Consider the following 24,096-nt stretch of genomic DNA (forward strand, 5'->3'; position numbering starts at 1 on the left):
AACGGACTCGGAAGCTCCCTAGACCGGCAGCAGGCGGGCGATCAGTTCGCCGAGGCGGCGGGCGTTGCGGCAGGAGTGCATCTCCACGACGCCCGCGTAGGCGGCTGCGGCGGAGTCGCCGGTCGGCCAGAGGGCGGGCTGCTCGGGGTTGAGCCAGTGGACCCGCCGGGCCCGGCCGGCGATCCGGCGCAGCGCGTCCAGGTTCGGGTCGCGGTGGTTGTTGCGGGCGTCGCCGAGGATCAGCACGCTGGTGCGCGGGCCGACCGCGTCCAGGTGCCGTTCGGCGAACTCGCCCAGGGCGGAGCCGTAGTCGCTGTTGCCGTGGTGGCCCATCACCTTGGCCTCGGTGAGGATCCGGGCGGCGAGCCGGGCCGGGTCGGCGTCGCCGCGCGCCAGCAGGGCGGTGACCTCGGCGGTGCGGTTCACGAAGGCGAACACCCTTACCTTGCTGAACTGTTCGCTCATCGCCTGCACCAGCAGCATGGTGAAGTCGGCGAATCCGGCCACCGAGCCGGAGACGTCGCACAGCAGCACCAGTTCCGGCCGGGCCGGGCGGCGCAGCCGGTAGGCCGGGCGCAGCGGCACCCCGCCGGTGGACAGCGAGCGGCGCAGGGTGCGGCGCAGGTCGATCTGTCCGCGTGCGGCGCGGCGGCGCCGGGCGGCCAGCCGGGTGGCCAGCTTGCGGGCCAACGGGTGTACGGTGCGGCGCAGTTCGGCGAGCTGGTCGCGGCCGGCGGCGAGGAAGTCGATCCGGTCGGCGGTGGGTGCGACGGCGCGTTCGGCGATCCGCTCGGCGCCGCGCAGTTCGGCGACCCGGCGGCGGGCCTCGGTGGCGACCAGGGCGCGGAAGTCCTGGATGCGGCGGCGGATCTCGTCGGCGAGGACGCGGTCGGACAGGTCCGGGGTGGTGGCCTGCCCGCGCAGGGCGGCGAGGATCCGGGCGAGCAGCGTCTCGGGGGCGAGCCGGCCGAGCGCCTGGTGGGCCGACCAGCCGTCCGAGGCCGGCGTGGCTCCGGCGCCGTACCGGCCCAGGGCCTCCACCACCTCGCCGGCCAGCCGGGCCTGGGCGGCCCGGTCGTCGGCGGCCAGGGCGGCGGCGAGGCGCTCGCGCAGGTCGTCGCGCAGCGGGTCGGGCCGGCCGGGGCGCGGCGGCCGGGGGTCGTCCGGGAGTGCGGGCGGGTCGGCGCGGACGGCCTCGGGGGTGCCGACGCCGAGTGGGAAGAACAGGTCGAACGTGGCGTCGAAGGCGGCCCGTTGGGTGTCCGAGCGCAGCAGCGCGGCGGCCAGGCCGGCCCGCATCTGCTCGCGGTCGGCGAGCCCGAGGACGTCGAGGACGGCGGCGGCGTCGACCGTCTCGGCGGGGCCGATCCGCAGGCCGTGCCCGCGCAGCGCGCGGACCAGGCCGGTGAGCCGGGCGGCGGTGTCGGCCGGCGGTGGGGCGGTGGTCATGCGACGGTGAGCTTCCGTGCGGCCTTCCGGATGTCGTCCTGGTGCTTGAGGATCACCCCGAGGGTCTCTTGGACGACCGCCTCGTCGAGCGTGTCGGCGCCGAGCGCCAGCAGGGTGCGGGCCCAGTCGATGGTCTCGGCGACGGACGGCGCCTTGCGCAGGTCCATCGCGCGCAGCGCGCCGACCACCCGGACCAGCGAGGCGGCCAGCGTGTCGTCCAGGCCGGGCACCTTGAGCCGGACGATCTGCCGCTCCAACTCGGCGTCCGGGTAGTCGAGGTGGAGGAAGAGACAGCGTCGGCGCAGCGCCTCGGACAGTTCGCGGGTGGCGTTGGAGGTGAGCAGCACGAAGGGGCGGCGGCTCGCGGCGATGGTGCCGAGTTCGGGCACCGTGACCTGGAAGTCGCTGAGCACCTCCAGCAGCAGGGCCTCCACCTCGACGTCGGCCTTGTCCATCTCGTCGATCAGCAGCACGGTGGGCTCGTCGCCGCGGATGGCGGTGAGCAGCGGGCGGGTGAGCAGGAACTCCTCGCCGAAGATGTCGGTGCGGGCCTCGTCCCAGCCCTCGTCGCGGCCGGCGGTGATCCGCAGCAGCTGCTTGGCGTGGTTCCACTCGTAGAGGGCGCGGGCCTCGTCGATGCCCTCGTAGCACTGGAGCCGGACCAGCCGGGCCCGGCCGACCGCGGCCACCGCCTTGGCGAGTTCGGTCTTGCCGACCCCGGCGGGGCCCTCGACCAGCAGCGGCTTGCCGAGCCGGTCGGCGAGGAAGACGGTGGTGGCCACGGCGGTGGAGGCCAGGTAGCCGGTGGCGGCCAGCTGGTCGGCGGTGTCCGCCACCGATGCGAAGAACCCCGTGCCGTCGCCGCTCATCTGCCCGCCCCGTTCCTGTCCGCCCTGTCCGTGCGGCAGCACCCTACCGGCCGGTCACTTCGCTGTCTCGGGGCTTCGGCGGGGTGGCGCGGCGCGGGGCCGGGGTCGTGGCGTGCTGCCGGATCACCTGGCGGGCGCGCGGGCGCGCCGGAGCGGTGTACGGCAACCACGGCCGCCGTACACCGCCCGTCTGTTCCCGCCGGTCTCGGCCGTCAGTCGACGGGGCCTGATCGGACGTCAGGTGGTGCGTGCCCCTCGGGTCGTCAGTTGACGAAGATGAGCGGGCTGCCCGCCACCGAGGTGTCGGTGACCGGGCCGTAGGTGGCGCTGAACCAGCCGGTCGAGAAGCACAGGCCCGAGCCGGAGACCAGGTTGAACGGCTGGGAGGAGAAGCCGATGGTGTTGCCGGTGTTCGAGGTGGTGCCGTTGATCCCGGTGGTGGTCTGGTAGACGCAGTTGATGCTGCCGAGGATGGTGTTGAGCACCACCGTGGTCTTCATCGCGCCGGCCGCGCCGGGGGTGAGGGCGACCGGGTTGCCGGGGCCGTCGCCGACGGTGTTGGTGAACGGCAGGTTGTTGACGGTGATGCTCTTGACGCCGGTGACGCCGAGGACGTTGGAGGAGCAGGAACCGAAGGTCTGGGTGTTGAGCTGCTCGACCGCGCTGCCGGGGGCGGCCGGGTTGGCCGTCACGGTCGCGGAGAAGGCCGAGTTGGCGCAGCTGATGCCGCTCGTGCCGCTGGCACTGCTGTAGAAGGTGGCGGCGGTGCCCGAGACCAGGCTGGCGGTGAGGACGTCGCCGACGGCGACGTCCGGGCCGCTGCTGCTGCCGGTGGTCAGCACCGCGGAGCCGTCGGCCTGGGCGGGTGCGACGGCGGCGCAGGTGAAGGCGAGGGCGGCGAGGGCGGCGGTACCGAGCGTACGGCGAAAGCGCATGAGGGTGACCTCTCTCCGTGCGGAGACGGGTGGGGGTGGCCCGCGGTGCGGGTGTGGTGGCGTGCACGGCGGGGGAGGTGCGTGGGCATGGCGTACCGGGGGCTTCGCGGGGCCGTGGTGCGGCGGGCCCGGCGCCACGGGCCCGCTCGTACGGCACAGCGGTGTGAAGGTGCGGACGTGCGCTGCGAGTGCAGGAGTGCACGTCGGCGGCTGCCACCGCCGCGGGCCTGCGTCCGCTCGTGGTCCCGTGGCCCGGGCTGTTCGCCCGGGGCCGCCGGAGCCCCTGGAGGTCGTCCGGTGGTGACAGGGTCGCCCACCGGTTGGAAACCTGTCAGTGTTGTAAACCCGATGTTGCGTCAATGTCAATACAGGTAACAGGAGTTGGTGATGGAACGGAAACACCTCCGAAGTGCCGACGTGATCCTGCTGCCGGGCGCGCGGGCCGGTCGTGACCCGGCCCGGTCCATCAAGCGCGGCCCGAGCCGGCTGCCCCCGGGCGTGGTGGCCGCGACCCAGCGCGAGCGGCTGCTCGACGGGCTGGTCCAGACGGTGGCCGCGCGCGGCTACCAGCACGCCACGGTCAGCGACATCTGCCGCGCGGCGGGTGTGACCAGGCCGGTTTTCTACGAGCTGTTCAGCGGCAAGGAGGACGCCTTCCTGGCCGCGCACCGGCACGGCACCGGAGTGGTGCTCCGGCGGATGGCGGCGGCCTTCGCGGCGGAGTCCGACTGGTGCGCCGGGATCCGGCAGGCGCTCGGCGCGATGCTCCATCTGCTGGCGGGGACGCCGGCTTTCGCGACCATGGCGGTGATCGAGATCGAGGCGGTCGGACCGGCCGGCCGCCGTGAGCGGGACCAACTCCTCACCCGGTTCCGGGCGTTCTTCGCCGAGGTGCCCCAACCGCTGGGCGGTGTGCGGGTGGTGGAGCTGGTGGACGCCGTGGTGGGCGGGGTCTACAGCGCGCTCTACCGGCGGATCGACTCCGGCCGGACGGTTCAACTTCCGGAACTCCTTCCGGTGTTGAGCATGTTCTGTCTCGCGCCCTTCCTCGGCCCGGCGCAGGCGGCCGTCCGGCTCGGGTTTCCGATCGGTGAAGATCCTTCGTGCACCCGTATTGACCCGGCCACTACCGGGCAGTAGCTTCCCAGTTACTCAAAGCGCGGCTTGACCGTGCCCGCCCCGCTGCCGAGGGGCGGGCGGCCCGGTCGGGCCGTGGAACGCTGTCCGCGCCAGGGCACCGTGCCAGTGCCTGCACATCCCACCCACCCAACAGGGAGCACACATGGCCATGTCCGAGGACGCCGCCGCCGCGGCCGAGACCCCGGAGACGCCGACCGGCAGCAGGAGAGGGCGGGTACGGCTCAAGCGCAGCGCCTGGATGGCCGTTCCGGCCGTCGCCGCGGGCGCCGTCCTGATGGCCCTCACCGCCCAGGGCGTACTCGCCGCCCAGTTCTCCATCAGCGGCATGCCGTTCACGATCACCGCGGACAAGCTCGACGGCAAGGGCTTCGCCCAGTTCGGCAGCCTGGACTCGATGATCCCCGACAGCCCCAACCAGGGCTCCACCGGCGGTCAGGTGCTGGTCGCGGTCTCGGCGATCAAGAAGGCCGAGATCACCAACCTGTGCCAGAGCGTGGACCTCGGTGGCGTCAACCTGGTGATCCACGCCGGCGACGCCGGCACCCCCGTCTCCGCCACCGACCTCACCACCGACTCCGACATGCTGTCCGGTGACGCGGAGTTCACCAACATCGAGATCGGCGGCGACGCCAGCACGTACACCAAGGCCGGCAACGCGGGCAAGGGCAACCCGGGCGTCTTCGGGCAGCAGGCCGACACCGTCGTGCTGACGCACCTCAAGCAGCACAACTACGCGAGCACCGCCGTCGGGTTCAAACTGCCCAACCTGCGGCTGAGCTTCAGCTCCCAGGGCTGCTGACCATGACGGAGTCCGTACCGGAGCCGGCCGGTTCCGGCGAGGGCGTCGCGGAGGGGGCCGTGGGGACGGCTCCCGCCCCCGCTCCCGCCACCACCCGACCGGTCAAACGCGACTGGCGGGGCCAACGGCCGTTCTGGGGCGGGCTGCTGGTGCTGTTCGGCGGCGCCGAGATCCTGTTCACCCTGCGTGCCCCGCTGCCCGTCGTCCTGCACATCGGGATGCAGGGGCTGGCGGGCTACCTGGTGCCGGCGGTGATGGTGCTGTGCGGCCTGCTGATCCTGTTCAACCCGGCTCAGCGGCTGTTCTACTCCGTCCTCGCCGTGCTCGCCGCGCTGGCGAGCTGGCTCACCTCCAACCTGGGCGGCTTCGTGATCGGGATGCTGCTCGGACTGGTGGGCGCCTGCCTCACCTTCGGCTGGCTGCCCGATCAGCCGCTGCGCCGGGGGCGGCAACGGCGGGAGGACCGGCGCCAGGAACGCCGGTCGTCCCGAGCGGGCACGGCCGGGGCCGACCCGGCCGGGGTCTGACCCGCAGCCCGGGGCCGACCCGGCCGGGGTCTGGCCCGAGGCGCCCCGACGGCGCCCGCCCCCTGGTGATGGGAGAGCACCAGGGGGCGGGGCGTCGGGGCACGGGGGAGTGCGAGGTCAGGCCGGGACGGTCAGATCGTCGCGGCGTCGATCACGAAGCGGAACCGGACGTCGCCGGCCAGCACCCGCTGGTAGGCCTCGTTGACCTGCCCGGCGCGGATCAGCTCGATCTCCGCGGTGATGCCGTGCTCGCCGCAGAAGTCCAGCATCTCCTGGGTGGCCGGCAGCCCGCCGATCATCGAACCGGCCAGCGAACGGCGGCCGGACAGCAGCGCGTGCGCGTTCACCGTGACCGGCTTCTCCGGCGCGCCGACCTGCACCATGGTGCCGTCGGTGCGCAGCAGGCCGAGGTAGGCGCTCAGGTCGAGGTCGGCGGAGACCGTGTTGACGATCAGGTCGAAGGTGCCCGCGAGCTCGGTGAAGGTGGCCGGGTCGGAGGTGGCCCGGTAGTGGTCGGCGCCGAGCTTCAGCCCGTCCTCGCGCTTGCGCAGCGACTGGCTGAGCACGGTGACCTCCGCGCCCATGGCGTGGGCGAGCTTCACGCCCATGTGGCCGAGCCCGCCGAGGCCCACGATCGCGACCTTCTTGCCCGGCCCGGCACCCCAGTGCGCGAGCGGCGAGTACAGCGTGATGCCGGCGCACAGCAGCGGCGCGGCGGCGTCCAGCGGCAGGTTGTCGGGGATGCGCAGCGCGTACGCCTCGTCGACGACCAGCTTCGAGGAGTAGCCGCCGTGGGTCGGCAGGCCGTCGTGGCCGACGCTGTTGTAGGTGAAGACGGTGCCGCCCTGGCCGGTGCAGTACTGCTGGAGGCCGGCCCGGCAGTTGTCGCACTCCCGGCAGGAGTCGACGATGCAGCCCACGCCGACCCGGTCGCCGGCCTGCCAGCGGGTGACGCCCGCGCCGACCTCGGTGACCACGCCGGCGATCTCGTGGCCCGGGACCATCGGGAAGATGCCGGTGCCCCAGTCCTCGCCGACCTGGTGGATGTCGGAGTGGCAGATGCCGCAGAACTTGATGTCGATCACGATGTCGTGCTCGCCCACCGCCCGGCGGGTGACGGTGGTCTTCTCCAGCGGGGAGTCGGGCCGCGCCGCGGCGTAGGCGGCGACCGTGCGGGTGGTGCCCTCGGTGGTGCTCGTCGTCGTTGCGTTCGTCGAGTTCGTCATGCTTCCAGCCTGCGCCGGTGCGGTGCGACCAGCCAGACCAGAGCTCTTCGTACGCAGGCCACGCGTAGGGACCCCGGACGTACGACCGCGGAACGTACGCACGGCAGTATCACCCTTGCCCCCGCCCCTGCGGCCCGGATCCCCCGCATACTGCAGGCATGGACCAGCGCACCGAACTCAGCGAGTTCCTCCGATCCCGCCGCGCCCGGCTGCGGCCCGAGGACGTGGGCCTGCCGGACAGCACCACCCGGCGGCGGGTGCCCGGCCTGCGCCGCGAGGAGCTGGCCCTGCTCGCCGGAGTCAGCACCGCCTACTACACCCGGCTCGAACAGGGCCACGGCGAGAGCGTCTCCGCCGCCGTCCTGGACGCCATCGCCCGCGTGCTGCGGCTCAGCCCCGCCGAGCGCGAGCACCTCGGCCGGCTCACCAGGCCCGCCCGCCGCCGCCCCGGCCGGGCCGCCGCCCGCCCGCAGCGGGTCCGGCCCGCGCTCCAGCAGCTCCTGGACGCGATGGAGTGCGTGCCCGCGTACGTCCTCGGCCGGCGCCTGGACATCATCGGCTGGAACCGGCTCGGCACCGCCCTGCTCGGCGACTTCGCCGCGATGCCGCCCGAGCAGCGCAACATGGCCTGGCAGCTCTTCCTCGACCCGGCCTCCCGCGAGCTCTACGAGGACTGGGACGGCAAGGCCACCGACGTCGTCGGCATGCTGCGGCTGGACGCCGGACGGGATCCGGACGACCCCAGGCTCGCCTCGCTGATCGGCGAACTCTCCCTCAAGAGCGCCGACTTCCGCCGCCTCTGGGCCGCCCACAGCATCCAGGACAAGGGCCACGGCACCAAGCGGCTGCACCACCCGGTGGTCGGCCGGCTGAACCTCCAGTACGAGACGCTGCGCCCGGCCGGGGACGTCGACCAGGTGCTCGTCACCTACCACGCCGAGCCCGGCTCCAGCTCCGCCGAATCCCTGCGCCTGCTGGCCAGTTGGGCGGCCACCGAGTTCCACCCGGAGCCCGCCGAGCCTGCCGAGGCGACCCCGGTCGATCCCGTCCGGTAGCGCCCCTGGTAGGCCTTCCGGCCAGGCCCTCCCGTCAAGGGGTCGATGGTCCCGGGTCCGATCGGGGCCATCGGCCCTTCTCGCCGGTAACCGGGCGGCGATTGACTGGGCGGGTCATGGACACCACCACCAGCGGCACCACCGCCGAGTACGACCGGCTGATCGCCCGCCACCACGCGATGCGGCTCCGGCGCCAACTCCTCACCCCCGCCTCGCCCTTCGGGCCCGACCCGGCCGGCTCCGGTGCCGACGCGTACGGCGGCACCGGCGGACCGGACGGCTACGACGGCTACGACGGCGCCGCCGACCAACGGCTGATCCGGCGCGACCTCGGCCTGCTCGACCCGCTCTCCGAACTGATCGACCACCTCTACGCGGTGATGTTCCGCCGCCGCCCCTACCTGCGCCCGCTCTTCCCCGCCTCGATGGAGTTCCAGCAGGCCCACCTGGAACGGATCCTCCGCCACCTGGTGGACCACCTCCACCACCCGGCCGAACTGGCCGCGACTCTGCGCCAACTCGGGCGCGACCACCGCAAACTGGGCGTCCGGCCGGTCCACTACGAGGCCTTCGAGGAGGCCCTGTGCGCGGCGATCCGGCGCCGGGCGGGCGACCGGTGGACCGAGGAGATGGAAGCGGCCTGGGTCCGGATGCTGCGCTTCGCCGTCGCGGCGATGACCGCCGGCGCCGACTCCGCGCTCACCGAACCCCCGTACTGGCACGCCGTGGTGACCGGCCACGAGCGCCGCCGCCCCGACCTCGCCGTCCTGCGCGTGCGCACCGGCGAGCCCTACCCGTACCGGGCCGGACAGTACGGCACGGTCGAACACCCGACGCTCCCGCACACCTGGCGGCAGTACTCGATGGGCTGCGCGCCGCGCAGCGACAACGAGTTGGAGTTCCACGTCCGGCGCACCGGGCCGGACGGGGTCAGCGCGGCCCTCGTCGAACGCACCGCGGTCGGCGACCGGCTGCGCCTCGGCCCGCCGCGCGGCGGCCTGCTGTCCGAGGACGACACCCGCGACCTGCTGCTGGTCGCCGGCGGCACCGGCCTGGCCCCGATGAAGGCCATCGTCGAGCAGCAGGCCGCCCAGCGCCCGCGCGGCCGCCGCGTCCACCTGTTCGTCGGCGCCCGGGACCGCGGCGACCTCTACGACTGGTCCGCCCTCGCCGAACTCGGCCTGCACAAGCCCTGGTTGGCGCTCACGCCGGTCACCGCCGGCCGGCTCGCCGACGCCGTCGCGGGCGCCGGGGACTGGCGCGAGCACCTCGCCTGCGTCAGTGGCCCGGCCGGCATGGTCGCCTCCGTCCGTTCCGAACTGCTCGCCGCCGGGCTGCCCCTGGCCCAGGTCCGCTACGACCAGGCGCTCGCCCGTTAGCCGTACGTCCTGCCGTTAGCCGTACGTCCTGCCGGTAGTCGCACGTCCTGCCGGTGCACGTCCCGCCGGTGGACGTCCCGCCGGTTGACGTCCTACCGGTAGCAGTAGGAGTCCGAGGAGGCGTCGCCGCCCGCGAGGTGGGTCTGGTGCACCCGCAGGCCCCGGAAGTCGGCGCCGTGCGGGAAGAAGCGCTCGTCGACGCTCAGCCCGCCCGCCTCGGTGTCGGCGTCCAGCTTGATGATCCACGGCTCGATGCCGTCCGGGTAGAACTGGTCGTCCCAGGCGCCGTAGAGGGAGTTGGTGAGGTAGAGCCGGCGCCCGTCCCGGCTGATCTCGACCATCTGCGGGGCGCCGCTCAGCGGGCGCCCCGGCGCGGCCGGGTGCGGGGTGCGGGCGACGACACCGCCCAGCCGCACCGAGTCGGCGAGCCGGGGGTGGAACGGGTCCGACACGTCGTACTGGAACAGCTCGCCGGTGCCCCACGCGGACACGTACAGCCAGCGGTCGTCCACCGACAGGTTGATGTCCGTGATCAGCGGCGGCACCGCGCCGAACGGTTGCAGCGCGGGCGGCAGGTCCTCCGTCTTGGCGGGCTCGGCGGGGATCTCGATCACCTTGCGCGCGGTGAACGCCGGGCCCTCCCGGTACCAGAGCCAGACCGAGGCGGACAGGTCCTCGACGTTGGTCACCACCCCGGCGAAGCCCCATTCGGCCTGCGGATCGTGCGCCGGGCGCAGCTCCAGCACCATCTGGTACTGGTCGCCGAGGTCGATCCGTTGCAGGTGCCGCCCCGAGTCCAGCTCCCAGAAGTGCAGCGCGTGCCCGTACTTGCGGCCCAGCAGCAGCTCCGGGACGACCCCGCCCTCCACCATCCAGGGCGTGCCCCACTCGCTGGTCACCCCCACGTTCGTCCCCAGGTGCCACCAGACGTCGTACGCGAAGTGCTGCGGCCCGCGCTCCGTCTCCCAGGCGCGCAGCACCTCGAAGGTGGTGTGGTCCAGCAGCGCCACCCCGCCGGGCCCGTCGTTCCCGTCCCCGCTGCCCAGGCAGGACAGGAACACCCCGTCCGGCCCGCAGTGCAGGGTGTGCGGGCGCGAGTAGCCGGCCTTGGCGGCGAGTTCCGCCGCCTCGACGGTCTTGACGAGGCGCGGCCGGACGGGGTCGGGCCGGGTGTCCATCACGTGCAGCCGCGAGGAGCGCAGGCCCGGGAGGAGGAGGTAGCGCCGCTCGGGGTTCTCGTGGCAGGCGTGCGCCAGCGCGCTGGAGCAGGCGTTCCACCCGAAGTGGTGCAACTCGTCGCCCAGCGTCGGCAGTTCGGCGAAGTTCAGGACCTTCCCGTAGCTCGCCGACGCCGGATCGGTGTCCACGGTGAGCAGCGCGTCCGGCCGCTCCCCGGCCCGGTCGAACCCGGCGACGTACGCCAGCGTCTCCGGTGGCGCGGCGATCGCCTCGGCGGCCGAACGGTACAGCGACGGATCGGTGTGGCCGGCCTGCGGCATGTGTTCTCCTCAACTCGCCTGCGTGACAACCGGAGTTGGATCTGTCCGGGTAGCGTTCCACACGACCACCGGCGCACAGCAGGCGCACGGGGAGCGATCAGGAGGCGCGGACGGCCGGGTCACACCGATGCCCGGCAGAGCGGCGCCCGACAGGCCGCCCCGGGCTACCGGCCGGTATTGTCGGGGTCCTGGATCAAGAACACCTGCGACGGACGGCAGGTCGAGCATGAGGACGGGTGCGGCGCAGATGGAGTTTCGGGAAGACATCCTGGGTGCCCCCTACGAGACGGCCGAGCTGACACTGCGGCCGGACGCCGAGGGGGAGGTCTGCGCGACGCTGGTGCGCCGGCTGGTGCCGGGGGCGGAGCGGGCCGTGCTGTACATCCACGGGTACAACGACTACTTCTTCCAGACCAACCTCGCCGACCACTTCGCCGCGCTCGGCTTCTCCTTCTACGCCCTGGACCTGCGCAAGTACGGTCGCTCCCTGCGCCCGCACCAGTCGCCGAACTTCGTGCGCGACCTCGCCGAGTACGACGAGGAGATCGACGAGGCGGTGCGGATCATCCGCGAGGTGGACGGGCACCGGCGGCTGCTGCTGAACGGGCACTCCACCGGCGGGCTGATCGGCGCACTGTGGGCGGGGCGGCGCTCGGGGCGCGGTCTGGTGGAGGGGCTGTTCCTGAACAGCCCGTTCCTGTCGATGCCGGCCGCGCCCGCCGTGCGGACCGTCGGCGGCCCGGCCGTCACCGCGATCGGACGGCTGGCGCCCACCCGCGTGCTGCCGTCGACGCTCAACCCGCACTACACGCACAGCCTGCACAAGGACCACGAGGGCGAGTGGGACTTCGACCTCACCCTCAAGCGCCCCGAGGGCTTCCCGCTGTACGCGGGCTGGCTGTCCGCCATCCACCAGGGCCATCGGCAGCTGCGGCACGGGCTCGGGATCGACGTGCCGGTGCTGCTGATGGCGTCGACCAGGTCGATCACGACCACCAAGTGGCACAACGCCCTGCACCACGCGGACGCCGTGCTGCGCGCCGACGACATCGCCGGCCAGGGCCCGCGGCTGGGCCGGCACGTCACCATCGTCCGGATCGAGGGCGGCATGCACGACCTGGTGCTCTCGGGCGAGGCCGCCCGCACCCGGGCCTTCGCCGAACTGGACCGCTGGCTCGCCGCCTACCTCGACGTCCGACTGGTGGACGTCGGGTCGGTGGACGCCCAGGCCGTGGACGCTCAGGCCGTGGGGGAGAGCGCGTGACGGACGAGTCGGTGACGCACGAGCCGGTGACGGACGAGCCGGTGCCGGTCGGGCGCCACACCGACCTCGGCTTCGCCAAGCTCATGCCGGACCTCGACCGGGACGGCGGCTGGCTGCTCACCCTGGACGGCACCCCGCAGTCCTACGTCGACCTCGCCGACCCGACCCACCTGGAGTTCGAGTACACCCGGCGGCTCGGCCACCTCGCCGACGCCCTCGCCCCCGCCGGGCGGCCGCTGGACGTGCTGCACCTGGGCGGCGGCGCGCTCACCCTGCCCCGCTACCTCGCCGCCACCCGCCCCGGCTCGCGCCAGCGGGTGGTCGAGGTGGACGGGCCGCTGCTCGACCTGGTCGCCGAGCACCTGCCCTGGCAGGGGCCCGGCGCGGACATCACCGCGACCGTCGGCGACGCCCGCGCCGCCCTCGCCGAGACCCCGCCCGGCACCCGGGACCTGGTGATCGCGGACGTTTTCCACGGCTCGCGCACCCCCGCCCACCTCACCTCGGTGGAGTTCCTGCGGCTGGCCGCCGCCGCCCTGCGCCCCGGCGGCTGCTACGCCGCCAACCTGGCCGACGGCCCGCCGCTGGCCTTCGCCCGGGCCCAGGCCGCGACGGTCGGCGCGGTGTTCCCGTACACCTGCCTGGTCGCCGAGGCCCCGGTGCTGCGCGGCCGCCGGTACGGCAACATCCTGCTCGCCGGTTCGACGGCCCCGCTCCCGGCCGCCGAGCTCACCCGGCTGCTGGCCGGCGACATCTTCCCGGCCCGCCTCACCGACGGCGCCGACCTGGCCGCCCTGGTCGGCCGCACCGCCCCGGTCACGGACGCCGACGCCACCGACTCCCCGCCCCCGCCGGACGGCGCGTTCAGCATCGGCTGAGCGGCGCGGCGGCCCGAGCGTCCCCGCGTCCGGGGTGTCAGAATCGGCGGGTTCAGGCCGGAGCGTGGAGCACGTCGAGCGTCGAGCACGTCGAGCGTCGAGCACGTCGAGCGTCGAGCACGTCGAGCGTCGAGCACGTCGAGCGTCGAGCACGCCGAGCGCGCAACACGTCCGGCGCGGAGCAGGTCCAGCGCGGAGCACGTCCGAAGGAGTGAGCGATGAGCGGCGGGGAGCGGCCGGAGTTGGCGGAGGTGCCGGAGACGGCGTTGTGGACGCTGTGGCACCGCGCGGTGGAGGCGCGTCGGCCGGACACGGTCCTGGAGGACCCGAAGGCGGTCGAACTGGTCGACCGGATCGACTTCCCGTTCGCGGAGCGCTTCGGGGAGGGCGCGCTGGTCAGCCAGTTGCAGGCGCTGCGGGCGGCCTGCTTCGACCGTGAGGTGGCGGACTTCCTCACCCGCTGCCCGCGCGGCACCGTGGTCGGCCTCGGGGACGGCCTGGAGACCCAGGCGTGGCGGGTCGACAACGGCCGGGCGGACTGGCTGTCGGTGGACCTGCCGGAGGCGGCCGCGCTGCGGGAGCGGCTGCTGCCGCCGGACGAGCGGCGCCGGATCCTCGCCTGCCCGGTCACCGACCCGGGCTGGATGGACGAGGTGGATCCGGCGCGCGGAGTGATGATCTGCGCCGAGGGCCTGCTGATGTACCTGCGGCCGGAGGAGGTGCGGGCACTGATCGCGGCCTGCGCCGAGCGCTTCCCCGGCGGGTCGATGGTGCTGGACGCGGTGCCGCGCTGGTTCAGCGCCCGCTCCGTCCAGGGCAAGCTGCGGAACCGGCACTACCAGGCGCCGCCGATGCCGTTCGGCATGGACGCGGACGAACGCGGCAAGCTGGCCGGCGCGCACCCGGCGGTGACCGACGTGCGCGAGGTCTACCCGGAGGGCGGGCGGGGCCTGCTCCGCGCCCTGCTGCCGCTCGTGCGCCGGGTGAACGCGCGGCCGTCCGTGGTCGCACTTCGCTTTGCCGGATCTTGAAGAACGGCTGGTCAAGCGGGAACCATGAGGCACCACCGCACGTCGTAACCACGGGTGATCGGCCGGGGGGACAGGCCGCCCGGCACGTTAGGCTGCCCTTATGGGGAAGCGGCCGCGTTGCCGCCATCGGACAACTGCCGGAATCGGCGCGCGGCACCGCTGAGGGCCGCGCCGGTTCCGACCTGCCACGGAGGTACTGGCCTTGCACATCGACGCCTGGATCGAGAGCGTCCCACCGACCGCGGTGTACGCCCTGGTCGGCCTGATCATCGGCCTGGAGTCGCTGGGCATCCCGCTGCCCGGCGAGATCGCCCTGGTCACGGCCACCCTGATGGCGGTCAAGGGTGTGGTGAGCCCGGAATGGATCGCGGTGGTCGCGATCCTCGGGGCGATCATCGGCGACTCGATCGGCTACTCGATCGGCCGCAAGGGCGGCAAGCCGCTGTTCGAGAAGCTCGGACGGAAGTTCCCCAAGCACTTCGGACCGTCCCACCTGGCCACCGCCGAGCGCTCCTTCCAGAAGTGGGGGATGTGGGCGGTCTTCTTCGGCCGCTTCATCGCCCTGCTGCGCATCTTCGCCGGGCCGCTCGCCGGCGCGCTGAAGATGCCGTACTGGAAGTTCCTGATCGCCAACGTGCTCGGCGGCATCGTCTGGGCCGGCGGCACGACCCTGCTCGTCTACAAGGTCGGCAAGAGCATCGAGCCCTGGCTGTCCCGCTTCTCCTGGGCGGGCCTGGCCGCGGCGGTGCTGATCGGCGGCGCCTCGGCCTGGTTCATGAAGCGCCGGGCCGCCAAGACCCACGCCAAGATCGAGGCGGAGCAAGCGGCCGCCGCAGCGACCGCCGCCAAGGCGCCCGTCGCGGAATAAGCGCAGTAAGCGCAGTGACGAGGCGTCTGCACTGAGCACGGCGGGGCTGTCGAGCCCTCGGAGTAGCATCGGCGGGTACCTGCCGATCATGCACAACTGGAGGGCCCGATGACCCAGTCGACGTGGGATGCCGTGGACGCGTACTTCTCCGAGCAGTTGGTGGGGCACGACCCGGCGCTGGAGGCCGCGGCCGCCGCCGCCGACGCGGCCGGGCTGCCGGAGATCGCCGTCGCCCCCAACCAGGGCAAGCTGCTGCACCTGCTGGCGCTGACCCAGGGCGCGCGGCGGATCCTGGAGGTCGGCACGCTCGGCGGGTACAGCGCGATCTGGCTGGCCCGGGCGCTGCCCGCGGACGGCACCCTGATCACCCTGGAGATCGACCCGAAGCACGCCGAGGTCGCCCAGGGGAACATTGCGCGCGCAGGGCTGGAGAAGGTCGCCGAGGTGCGGCTCGGCCGGGCCGCCGACTCGCTGGCCGCGCTGGTGGAGCAGGGCGTGGAGCCCTTCGACCTGGTCTTCATCGACGCGGACAAGCCCAGCAACCCCGAGTACTTCCGGCGGGCGCTCCAGCTGACCAGGCCCGGCTCGCTGATCATCGTCGACAACGTGGTGCGCGGCGGCGCCGTCGCCGACGCGGACAGCACCAACCCGGCGGTGGTCGGCACCCGGGCGCTGCACGACCTGATCGCCGCCGAGCCGAGGGTCACCGCGACGTCGGTGCAGACGGTCGGCAGCAAGGGCTACGACGGCTTCACGCTGGCCCGCGTGCAGAACTGAATTTTTCAAGTACCACGGAGGAACGGAGACATCGTGCGGATCGGACTGCTGGGCGCCGGCCCCTGGGCGGAGCGGGTGCACGCACCCGTCCTCGCCGAGCACCCCGGGCTGGAGTTCACCGGCGTCTGGGCCCGCCGGCCTGAGGCGGCCACGGCCCTCGGCGGGGCGTACGGCGTCCCCGGCTACGCGGACCTCGACCAGCTGCTCGCCGAGGTGGACGCGGTCTCGATCGCGCTGCCGCCGACCGTGCAGGCGGGCCTCGCGGTACGGGCCGCCGAGGCCGGCTGCCACCTGCTGCTGGACAAGCCGGTCGCGCTGACCGTGCCGGACGCGCAGGCCGTGGCCGAGGCCGTCCGGGCCCACGAGGTCGCCTCCGTGGTCTTCTTCACCGTCCGCTTCGGCGGGGAGCAGATCCCGTGGATCGAGCAACAGGCAGGCCTGGGCGGCTGGTTCACCGGCCGCTCGGACTGGCTCGGCTCGGTGTTCGCCCCCGGCAGCACCAGCCCGTACGCGGCCTCGCCGTGGCGCGAGGAGAAGGGCGCGCTGTGGGACGTCGGCCCGCACGCGCTGTCGGTGCTGCTGCCGGTGCTCGGCGACGCGACGCAGGTCACGGCGGTGGCCGGCCCGCTGGACACCGTCCACCTGGTGCTGCGGCACGCCGCCGGCGCCTCCAGCACCCTGGCGCTCAGCCTCACCGCGCCGGTCGGCGCCGGCGGCGCAGGCCTGGAACTGCGCGGCGAGCACGGCATCGCCCACCTGCCCGAGCGCGGCGAGGGCCCGACCGCAGCCCTGCACCGCGCCCTGGACGCCCTCCAGGCCTCGGCCGCCACCGGCCAACCACACCCCTGCGACGCGGAGTTCGGCCTGCGCGTGGTCGAAATCCTGGCCGGCGCCGAACACTCCCTGACCACGGGCGCACCGGTCGCGGTGTAGCTGTGACACCCGGGCGGGCCCGCTGCGGACCATCGCAGCGGGCCCGCCCGGGTCATGACGTGACGAGCCAGCGCCCGCTCACGGCGGAGGCACCATCTGAGCGGTGGCGTCCAGGTTGCGGACCGGTTTGGCCTCCTCGTACGACACCGGGACGGTACCCGCGAGCTCGGCCACGGCCTTCTTGAGTGCTGACGACGCTGCGCCTTCATGCGACGTGGTGACCGTGATACCCGACGCGTCCGGCAGCAGGGCCGCCGTATAGACCGGGAACGGCAGCGAATCGGCCTGTGCCGCATCGCCGATCCTCTTGAGGACAGGGTCGACGGTCGCCCGCGCGTAGGACGCGTGCCGGATCTCGGCGCGTCCCGTCTCGACGCCGGGATGCGCCTGGGCGGCGGCCGCGACGAGGGCTCTGGCCCGCGGCTCGTCCGTCGCGAACAGCACGACCCGGCCTGCCGCCGGGTCCAGCTTCAGCGCGCCGAAGGTGTCCTTGAACTCGCCGCGCCCCTGCTCTCCGAGCGCCGACGCCAAGTCCTGCAGCGCTGCGAGCGAGAGCGCGTCCACCTGCTGCGCCGGCGAGGAGACCACGGCCCCGGGACCAGCAGGGCCGCCACCGGCCGACGCACTGGTACCGCAGCCACACAGCAACCCCGCTGCCGTCAGCACGGCGGCCGACCACGCGGGTAGTCGCGATGGTGTCACTCGGTGAACTCCGTCCTGGTGGCGCTTCTGATGGTTCGATCCGTCTCGGTCGCGGTGCCATACGGCTGTGCGGTGCCACGCGGTCGTGGGGTCAGGCTGCGGGGAGGGTGGGGCCGGTCGGGCCCGGGCGGCGGTCGGTGGGGCGGGCCGGGGGGATGACGGGGGCGTGGAAGTCGCGCGGGCCGGTCCACAGGGCGGGGACGGCGTCGCCGCGGCGGGCGAGTTCGTAGGCCAGCGCCTCGTAGTTGACGCGCCAGCCGTGGAAGTGCTGCCAGGCCTCGTCGACCGGGCGCTCACGGGGGAAACCGGCGCTCGTGATCATGGCGACGGCGCCGATGTACTCGGTGTAGGTCAGGCGGATCGGGACGTCCGGGTCCGGGTCCGGGTCGAAGTCGATCCGCACGGAGCGGCCGATGTCGCGCAGCGCGGTGAAGCCCGCGCGCAGCACCAGGCGGGCCTCGGGCGGGGCCGAGCGCGGGCAGAGCGCGAGGTGGAGGGCGGCCGCGTCGAGCACCGCGATCAGGCCGACCACCCAGCTGCGGTTCGGCTGCGGGGAGCGGAAGGACAGCAGCACCGGGTAGTTGGAGTGGCTCTCGCCGATGTCGGCGGCGAGCCGCTCCCAGTCCCGGTAGAGCTGGGGGAGGGCGGTCTCGGTGTCGACGAGGGACTGCCGGGCCAGCAGTTCCGGGCCCCAGGCGGGCTCGCCGGCCCGGGACTGGAGCAGGGTCACCTCGGTCTCCCGCCGCTGGTAGGCGGCGTAGAGGGTGGGCAGGTAGGCGATCTGGAGGGCGATCACCAGCGGGCCGCTGGCGGCGGCCATGAAGTCGATCGCCGACAGTTGCAGGCGCTCGCCGCTGGCGTAACCGAGGGTGAAGAGGCTGGATCCGGCCTCCCGGATGGCCACCGACCAGCTGAGGTCGGACGTGCCGTGCAGCAGCAGGGTGTAGGCGAGCAGCATGCCGCTGAGCCACACCCCGAGCATGCCGAGCAGGATCAGCGGCGCCAGCCAGGTCAGCGCCCGGTCCTGCGCGTAATAGGTGCGGAACGGCGTCGCGTAGAGCCGGAGCACGGTCCGCAGCACCCGCCAGAGCCGGCTGACCAGCGCCGAGTACAGCCCGCGCGGGACGACCAGCGTGCGCAGGATGCTGCCGACGATGAGCAGGAGCAGCAGTGCGCCGGCCACGGCGTGGATCAACCTCATGGCGCCATTGTGGCGGTCGGGTGGGACGGGTGCGGCGCGGGGCGGGCGCCGGGTGGCGGAGTTCGGTGCCGGCCGGGCCTTGATCGGGCCAGATCCGGGGGCGCTGTGGCCGGGGCGGCGCGGACGAGGTTGGGACCGCTCCCCGTGCGGTTGTCGAGGCCGGCGCGCGGCTCGCGTCGCTGGAGATGTCCTCGGACCCGCGGGTGAGTGCGGGGACGTCTTCGGCCATGTCGCGGTCACGTCCGGCGACGAGGACGCGCCGGTCCGTGATCGCGGACGTCGTGATCAGACTGCTACGGGCTGTCGCTCGGTCGCGTGCTGCCGCCACCGGGCGCCGTATCTGATCCGGCCACCGGCGGGATCCGGCCGGATGGGCTGCGTAGACCGTGCCCCGCTCGCGGCCCCGTGATCCCACACGCTCGTGTTCGATTCCGTTCGCCGGTGAGTCCGCTCGTCCCGACCACCCGTGTGGTGTCCGGCCGCGGGGCGGTGGTGACGTAAGCCCCGTGCGGCGCTTGCCCGGAGCTCTCCGAAACCCCGGTCTGACGGGTTGTCCGGTTCTGGGAGGCGCAGGTGTCGGCTCTTGGCGATTCCCTGCCGGTGCGGGGGAGGGCTGCGTACTTTCTGAACCCTGCCGGGACGCGCTGGGGGAGTCGTCGCGACCCCTGGTCTTCCACCGTCCCGGGATTCCGCGGCCCCCGGCGGGCGATGCGCCGTGCGCGCTCGCCCGCCGGCCGCTGCTCCGCCCCACCACCGAGAGGAAGCGTCCATGCCCGACTCCGCTCTTCCCACCCCCTACGACGAACCGCAGCCGGCGACCCCGCTGACCGCACAGCTGAACGCCGGCGTCGCGCTCCCGCCGCCCGGCCAGGACGCCGAGGCGGACTTCGCGAAGCAGGGCCTGCTGGTGGCCCTGGACCCCAACGACCCCGTTCCCGGCCCCAGCCCCAGCGGTCAGCCCTATGCCTGGAACCTGGCCCCCTACGCGGCGTTCCTGTCGGAGCAGACCCCCGCGCCGGACACGGCCAATCCGAGCCTGTGGCGCAATGCCGTGCTGAACATGAACGCCGGCCTGTACGAGGTGGTGAAGGACGCCGTCTACCAGGTCCGCGGCATGGACATATCCAACATCACCTTCATGGAGGACCCGACCCAGCAGAGCAGCGACATCGTCGTCCTGGACCCCCTGATCAGCGAGGAGTGTGCGAAGGCCGCCCTCGACCTCTACCTCGGCGAGCGCGGTGCGCGCACCATCAAGGCCGTCATCTTCAGCCACTCCCACACCGACCACTACGGCGGCGTCCGGGGCCTGTTCGCGGGCGGCACCCCCGATGCCGACGTCAAGATCGTCGCGCCGGACGGCTTCCTGGAGCACGCCGTCAGCGAGAACGTGTACGCGGGCAACGCGATGAGCCGTCGCGCCACCTTCATGTACGGATCACTGCTCCACAAGGGCGCGGACCAGCAGATCGACGCGGGACTCGGCAAGACGATGTCGTCGGGGACCACCGGCCTGCTCGCCCCGACCCACACCGTCGTCGCCAGTGTCACCGACGAGGACACCCAGATCCCCGCGGGCGTCCCCTGCACCCTGGCCGGGATCCAGTTCGAGTTCCAGCTCACGCCCGGCACCGAGGCGCCGGCGGAGATGAACTTCTACCTCCCCGACGTCAAGTCGCTGTGCATGGCGGAGAACGCCACGCCCACCCTGCACAACCTCTACAGCCTGCGCGGCGCCCAGGTCCGCGACGCCAAGGAGTGGTCGAACTACCTCACCGAGTCCGCCACTCTCTACGGGGGCGACGCCACCTCCCTGTTCGCCAGCCACTTCTGGCCCCGCTGGAAGAGCGAGGGCGGCAACGAGATCGTCGACTTCCTCACCAGCCAGGCCGACCTCTACCGCTTCCTGCACGACCAGACCCTGCGCCTGGCCAACCACGGCCGGACCATGCACGAGATCGCCGAGGACCTCGACCAGCAGCTGCCCCAGAGCCTGGCCGGCCAGTGGTTCAACCGCGGCTACTACGGCACCACCAACCACGACATCAAGGCCGTCTACCAGCGCTACCTCGGCTGGTTCGACGGCAACGCGGCCCACCTGCACGGCCTGCCCCCCGAGGAGGTCGGCAAGCGCTACACGGACACGTTCGGCGCCGACACCATTGTGAAGGCGGCGCAGACCGCCTACGGGAACGCGACGACCGCCGACGACTACCGGTGGGTCGCCGAACTGCTCAGCCACGTGGTCTTCGCGGACCCGGCCAACACCGATGCCCGGAAGCTGGAGGCCGATGCGCTGGAGCAGCTCGGCTACCTCGCCGAAAGCGGCCCCTGGCGCAACTTCTACCTCGCCGGGGCCGCGGAACTGCGCAACCCCGGCGCCGGCACCGGCAGCACCGGCGCGCTGCCCGCACCCGAGATCATCACGGACGACGTGATCGCCGCCATGCCCCAGGACATGGTCTTCGACTACCTCGGCATCCGCCTCAACGGCCCCGACGCCGCGAACAACCCGCTCACCATCGCCCTCACCATCGCCGGCGGGAACGCCGGAGACCCCACGCAGTGCACCGTCCAGCTGCGAAACGGCGTCCTCGTCTACACCGCCGACACCGGCACCGGCGCCGATGCCTCGTACACCCTCACCCGTACCGGTCTCAACCAACTCGCCCTCGCCAAGGACGCGCAGAAGGAAGTGGCCGCGCTCGCGGACAGCAAGGACCTGACGGTCGACTCCGGCACCATCGACCCGCTGAACACTCTCGCGGGGCTGCTGGAGAGCTTCGACTTCTGGTTCGCCCTCACCACCCCCTGATCCCCTCACCTCCCATTCACCCCCATTCGGTACCGGCCGGCTGCCAGCAGTCGGCCGGTACCTGACGTTCCGGGGCGTCGACCTCCCCGCAACGGGACACCGTCCGGCGCGTGCTGCGGGACCACCTCGGCAAACTCGATCCGTCGGCATCCTCCCTTGCGGCGTTCGGCGCCCAACTTCGCAAGGCCCGCCAGGCGGCTGGTATGACCCAGGCCGAGCTCGGCAGGCTTATGTCGCTGAGTGACAGTCAGATTTCGAACCTCGAAAGAGGGGCACGCAGTCCCACACTCGACTGGGTGATTGAGGTCGATCGGGTTCTGAACACGGGAGGGACGCTGGAGCTGACCTATTGGAGCCTCAGCGGTGGGGGATCCCTGCTGGAAGGTTTCCCGGAGTATGCGGCGCACGAGGCAAGGGCGGTTGAGCTGCGGCAGTTCGAGTTGGGTGTTGTTCCTGGGTTGTTCCAGACCAGGGCCTACGCGGAGGCGTTGGTGGCGGCCGATGTGAGAGGGCGTTCTGCGAGTGTCGGTGGGTCTCGTCGTGCTTGAAGGCAGGTTGTCCGGTTTTAGGGCTTCCCGACCGGCCGGAAATGCGGTGCGCTGGTGGGCGTGGGTGGACGCGCTCCGTACCCGAGCGACCTGTCGGATGAGGCCTGGGAGCTGATCGGGCCGGTCATCGTCTCCTGGAAGGGCCGGCACACCTCGGTCAGCGGCCACCAGGGCGGCTACGACATGCGGGAGATCGTGAACGCGATCTTTTACCAGGCTCGCACCGGCTGCCAGTGGCGGTACTTGCCGCATGACCTGCCGCCGAAGAGCGCGGTGTACTACTACTTCGCACTGTGGCGCGACGACGGCACCGCCGAGACCGTCCACGACCTGATGCGATGGCAGGTCCGCGAAATGCGCAGACGTCACGAGGACCCCACCGCTGTCGTCCTGGACTCGCAGACCGTGCGGGCCTCGACGAACGGCACCCAAGGACACCACCGGACTGGACCCGGGCAAGAGAAGCCCAGGCCGCAAGCGGGGCATCGCCACCGACGTCCTGGGCCTGATCATCGCCGTCGTGGTGGTCGCCGCCAGCGTGCACGACAACGCCATCGGAATCACGCTGCTGGACAAGGTCGCCGCGAGCGCGCCCACCGTGACCAAGGCATGGGTCGACGCCGGATTCAAGAACGCCGTCGTCGCGCACGGCGCCCGCATGGGCATCGATGTCGAGGTCGTCCAGCGCGCGCCCGGCACACGAGGGTTCACGCCCGAGCCGAAGCGGTGGATGGTCGAGCAGACGTGGGGCCCTTGATGCTGCACCGCCGCCTGGCGCGGGACTACGAGGCACTGCCCGCCAGCTCGGTGGCGGTGGTCCACTGGTCGATGACCGACGTCATGCTCCACCGGCTGACCCGCACCGCCACTGCGAGCTGGCGCGACCCGCCCGCCGCGCGGGCCGACGACTGTGACGGGAGGACCCCAGGAGGGACATGCTGGAGAAGATCAGCACCCGGCAGCTGCTGGTGCGCGAGACCATCGCGCAACTGCGCGAACAGGCTCGCGGAACGTCTGCCGTGGGCAGCCGAGCACCGGGCAGACCAGACGTCGGACCCGCACCGAGACGACGACCCGCCGCCCATCCACCGGGACATCCGCGACCACCCGGCCGTGGAACCCGTGCACCCGCCCCGTCGGCCGCCCACACACCGGGCACGGCACCGGATCATCCCGCGTCCGCGCCGACACCCGGATGACCTCGCCCTCGTCCGCCACCCCCTCGATGACGAGGGCCGACAGCCCCGAAAACACCACGCTCACAAGCTCGTTGACATCACGCACATCATGCCGACGACCGACGTCACCCTTCGTCACCACCGATTACTGGACAGAGCCTTTGGCTGTACAGACCCCATTCTGGCGGGGTGGAGGTCGAGGCCGGTGGCGTCCCGAGCGGTGGCGTCCTGCGCCGGCGGGTCAGGGGTGCGGGGGAAGCCCTGGGAGGAGGCGGCCGAGCCCCTGTGAGGACGCGTCCTCCGGGGCTGCGGGGGCGCGGGAGGAGAGTGGCGCCCGTCGCTCCGGAGGCAGGTACGCGGTGGGCAGGGGGCCTTCCAGGACGTCGCCGTCGATGCGGACGCCCAGGTACGCCTGGACTCCCTCGGCCGCCTGCGTGGCCGTGGAGCGGTCCGGGAGCACCTGGACCGCGTCCCACAGCGGGTGGTCCGGGCCGCTGCGCAGCGTCGACGGGAAGCCCGCCTCGAAGGACTCGATCCGTACGCCGTCCCGGTAGCGTTCGAGGGTGGTCATGCCGTCGACGCTGTACAGCTGGACGGCCTCGGTGCCTGCCGACAGGCGTGAGAGCACGGCCTCCTTGAAGCCCTCGGGCTCGCCGCTCTCGTGGCAGAACGCCCACTCCCCGTCCCCGAGGACACCGGTGCGCAGGACGACGCCTCCCTCCGCGATCGGGAGGGTGGTGCGGGCCTGCTGCAGCGTCAGCTCCCGGACCGGTTCGGCGGCTGCCCCGTAGGCGTCGAGGACGTGTGCGGGGCCGCGGTGGCGGGCGAAGGTCAGGCACACGATGATGTCGTGCGCCCACCAGGGGTCCTGCGTGGTCATCGTCGCGATCCTCTTTCTGCTGGGCCGTTCGTTGTCGGGGCTCCGCGGCCGCGCCCGGGGGGCGGTGCCCCCCCCCCCGCCCCCCCGCTGGGTAGGGGGGGGCGCCCGGGGCGGGCGGGGGGGCGCGAGGGAGGGTGAGCAAC

The 24,096-nt window shown here is 72.8% G+C and carries 21 protein-coding genes and 2 pseudogenes; 14 read left to right on the forward strand and 9 right to left on the reverse strand.

The features are described from left to right. Positions 1-18: 18 nt before the first annotated feature. The 3 genes from ACFWPI_RS22450 to ACFWPI_RS22460 all read right to left on the reverse strand — a co-directional run bounded on the left by ACFWPI_RS22450 (position 19) and on the right by ACFWPI_RS22460 (position 3,253). On the reverse strand, positions 19-1,449 hold the full coding sequence (locus tag ACFWPI_RS22450) for a VWA domain-containing protein (RefSeq protein WP_380371545.1): 1,431 nt from the start codon (positions 1,447-1,449) through the stop codon (positions 19-21). Next, positions 1,446-2,318, reverse strand: coding sequence for an AAA family ATPase (locus ACFWPI_RS22455; protein WP_380371543.1), 873 nt, complete (start codon positions 2,316-2,318; stop codon positions 1,446-1,448). The genes ACFWPI_RS22450 and ACFWPI_RS22455 overlap by 4 nt, the downstream gene beginning before the upstream one ends. A 263-nt stretch (positions 2,319-2,581) precedes the next feature. Beyond that, entirely contained in the window at positions 2,582-3,253 is a 672-nt protein-coding gene (locus ACFWPI_RS22460; protein ID WP_063346150.1) for a hypothetical protein, read from the reverse strand. A gap of 387 nt (positions 3,254-3,640) precedes the next feature. Here ACFWPI_RS22460 and ACFWPI_RS22465 point away from each other — a divergent pair, with 387 nt between their 5' ends. From ACFWPI_RS22465 to ACFWPI_RS22475, 3 genes are all read left to right on the forward strand, one after another. Then, a complete protein-coding gene (locus ACFWPI_RS22465) occupies positions 3,641-4,393 on the forward strand; it encodes a TetR/AcrR family transcriptional regulator (protein WP_380371540.1) in 753 nt (250 codons plus the stop codon). Positions 4,394-4,535: 142 nt separating this feature from the next. Next, entirely contained in the window at positions 4,536-5,192 is a 657-nt protein-coding gene (locus ACFWPI_RS22470) for a DUF6230 family protein (protein ID WP_363373305.1), read from the forward strand. Between the two features lie 2 nt (positions 5,193-5,194). After that, entirely contained in the window at positions 5,195-5,719 is a 525-nt protein-coding gene (locus ACFWPI_RS22475; protein WP_380371536.1) for a DUF6114 domain-containing protein, read from the forward strand. A gap of 131 nt (positions 5,720-5,850) precedes the next feature. Here ACFWPI_RS22475 and ACFWPI_RS22480 read toward each other — a convergent pair whose 3' ends face one another. Then, on the reverse strand, positions 5,851-6,945 hold the full coding sequence (locus tag ACFWPI_RS22480) for an NAD(P)-dependent alcohol dehydrogenase (protein ID WP_380371533.1): 1,095 nt from the start codon (positions 6,943-6,945) through the stop codon (positions 5,851-5,853). A 158-nt stretch (positions 6,946-7,103) separates the two neighbouring features. Between ACFWPI_RS22480 and ACFWPI_RS22485 the strand changes: the two genes are divergently transcribed. Both ACFWPI_RS22485 and ACFWPI_RS22490 read left to right on the forward strand, forming a co-directional pair. Continuing rightward, positions 7,104-8,000, forward strand: coding sequence for a helix-turn-helix domain-containing protein (locus ACFWPI_RS22485; protein ID WP_380371531.1), 897 nt, complete (start codon positions 7,104-7,106; stop codon positions 7,998-8,000). Between the two features lie 116 nt (positions 8,001-8,116). Then, positions 8,117-9,379 (forward strand): globin domain-containing protein, encoded by a 1,263-nt coding sequence (locus ACFWPI_RS22490; RefSeq protein WP_380371528.1) that lies wholly within the window; start codon positions 8,117-8,119, stop codon positions 9,377-9,379. Positions 9,380-9,471: 92 nt separating this feature from the next. Here the strand turns inward: ACFWPI_RS22490 and ACFWPI_RS22495 are convergent, their stop codons facing one another. Further along, positions 9,472-10,878, reverse strand: coding sequence for a selenium-binding protein SBP56-related protein (locus ACFWPI_RS22495; protein WP_380371526.1), 1,407 nt, complete (start codon positions 10,876-10,878; stop codon positions 9,472-9,474). Positions 10,879-11,125: 247 nt separating this feature from the next. On the opposite strand from ACFWPI_RS22495, the gene ACFWPI_RS22500 reads away from it, so the two are divergent. From ACFWPI_RS22500 to ACFWPI_RS22525, 6 genes are all read left to right on the forward strand, one after another. Beyond that, positions 11,126-12,142: an alpha/beta hydrolase gene (locus tag ACFWPI_RS22500; RefSeq protein WP_380371523.1), complete on the forward strand. Its 1,017-nt coding sequence runs from the start codon at positions 11,126-11,128 to the stop codon at positions 12,140-12,142. 83 nt (positions 12,143-12,225) lie between these two features. Beyond that, entirely contained in the window at positions 12,226-13,020 is a 795-nt protein-coding gene (locus tag ACFWPI_RS22505) for a fused MFS/spermidine synthase (protein WP_363373491.1), read from the forward strand. Between the two features lie 218 nt (positions 13,021-13,238). Further along, complete coding sequence (locus ACFWPI_RS22510) at positions 13,239-14,051, forward strand: class I SAM-dependent methyltransferase (protein ID WP_380371520.1); 813 nt, start codon at positions 13,239-13,241, stop codon at positions 14,049-14,051. Between the two features lie 202 nt (positions 14,052-14,253). Then, positions 14,254-14,919, forward strand: coding sequence for a DedA family protein (locus tag ACFWPI_RS22515; protein WP_380371518.1), 666 nt, complete (start codon positions 14,254-14,256; stop codon positions 14,917-14,919). Between the two features lie 108 nt (positions 14,920-15,027). After that, positions 15,028-15,696 carry an O-methyltransferase gene (locus tag ACFWPI_RS22520; RefSeq protein WP_380371515.1) on the forward strand — a complete coding sequence of 223 codons (669 nt, stop codon included), beginning with the start codon at positions 15,028-15,030 and terminating at the stop codon, positions 15,694-15,696. Positions 15,697-15,729: 33 nt separating this feature from the next. Beyond that, positions 15,730-16,629 (forward strand): Gfo/Idh/MocA family protein, encoded by a 900-nt coding sequence (locus ACFWPI_RS22525; protein ID WP_380371513.1) that lies wholly within the window; start codon positions 15,730-15,732, stop codon positions 16,627-16,629. Positions 16,630-16,707: 78 nt separating this feature from the next. Here ACFWPI_RS22525 and ACFWPI_RS22530 read toward each other — a convergent pair whose 3' ends face one another. Then, the gene (locus ACFWPI_RS22530) at positions 16,708-17,217 is read right to left on the reverse strand and encodes a hypothetical protein (RefSeq protein ID WP_380371509.1); all 510 of its coding nucleotides are present in this window, start codon (positions 17,215-17,217) and stop codon (positions 16,708-16,710) included. A gap of 205 nt (positions 17,218-17,422) precedes the next feature. Beyond that, positions 17,423-18,532: a hypothetical protein gene (locus ACFWPI_RS22535; RefSeq protein WP_380371506.1), complete on the reverse strand. Its 1,110-nt coding sequence runs from the start codon at positions 18,530-18,532 to the stop codon at positions 17,423-17,425. A 769-nt stretch (positions 18,533-19,301) separates the two neighbouring features. Here ACFWPI_RS22535 and ACFWPI_RS22540 point away from each other — a divergent pair. From ACFWPI_RS22540 to ACFWPI_RS22550, 3 genes and pseudogenes are all read left to right on the forward strand, one after another. Then, complete coding sequence (locus ACFWPI_RS22540; RefSeq protein WP_380371504.1) at positions 19,302-21,347, forward strand: alkyl/aryl-sulfatase; 2,046 nt, start codon at positions 19,302-19,304, stop codon at positions 21,345-21,347. Positions 21,348-21,457: 110 nt separating this feature from the next. Then, positions 21,458-21,895 (forward strand): Scr1 family TA system antitoxin-like transcriptional regulator, encoded by a 438-nt coding sequence (locus ACFWPI_RS22545; protein WP_380371501.1) that lies wholly within the window; start codon positions 21,458-21,460, stop codon positions 21,893-21,895. 60 nt (positions 21,896-21,955) lie between these two features. Further along, a pseudogene (locus tag ACFWPI_RS22550) lies at positions 21,956-22,798 on the forward strand (IS5 family transposase); the annotation flags it as partial. 93 nt (positions 22,799-22,891) lie between these two features. Here ACFWPI_RS22550 and ACFWPI_RS22555 read toward each other — a convergent pair. Beyond that, positions 22,892-23,149: pseudogene (locus ACFWPI_RS22555) on the reverse strand (transposase family protein); the annotation flags it as partial. 165 nt (positions 23,150-23,314) lie between these two features. Further along, positions 23,315-23,953: a DUF6461 domain-containing protein gene (locus tag ACFWPI_RS22560; RefSeq protein ID WP_380371498.1), complete on the reverse strand. Its 639-nt coding sequence runs from the start codon at positions 23,951-23,953 to the stop codon at positions 23,315-23,317. Between the last annotated feature and the right edge of the window lie 143 nt (positions 23,954-24,096).

Source organism: Kitasatospora sp. NPDC058492 (assembly GCF_042720685.1).
GTDB lineage: Bacteria > Actinomycetota > Actinomycetes > Streptomycetales > Streptomycetaceae > Kitasatospora.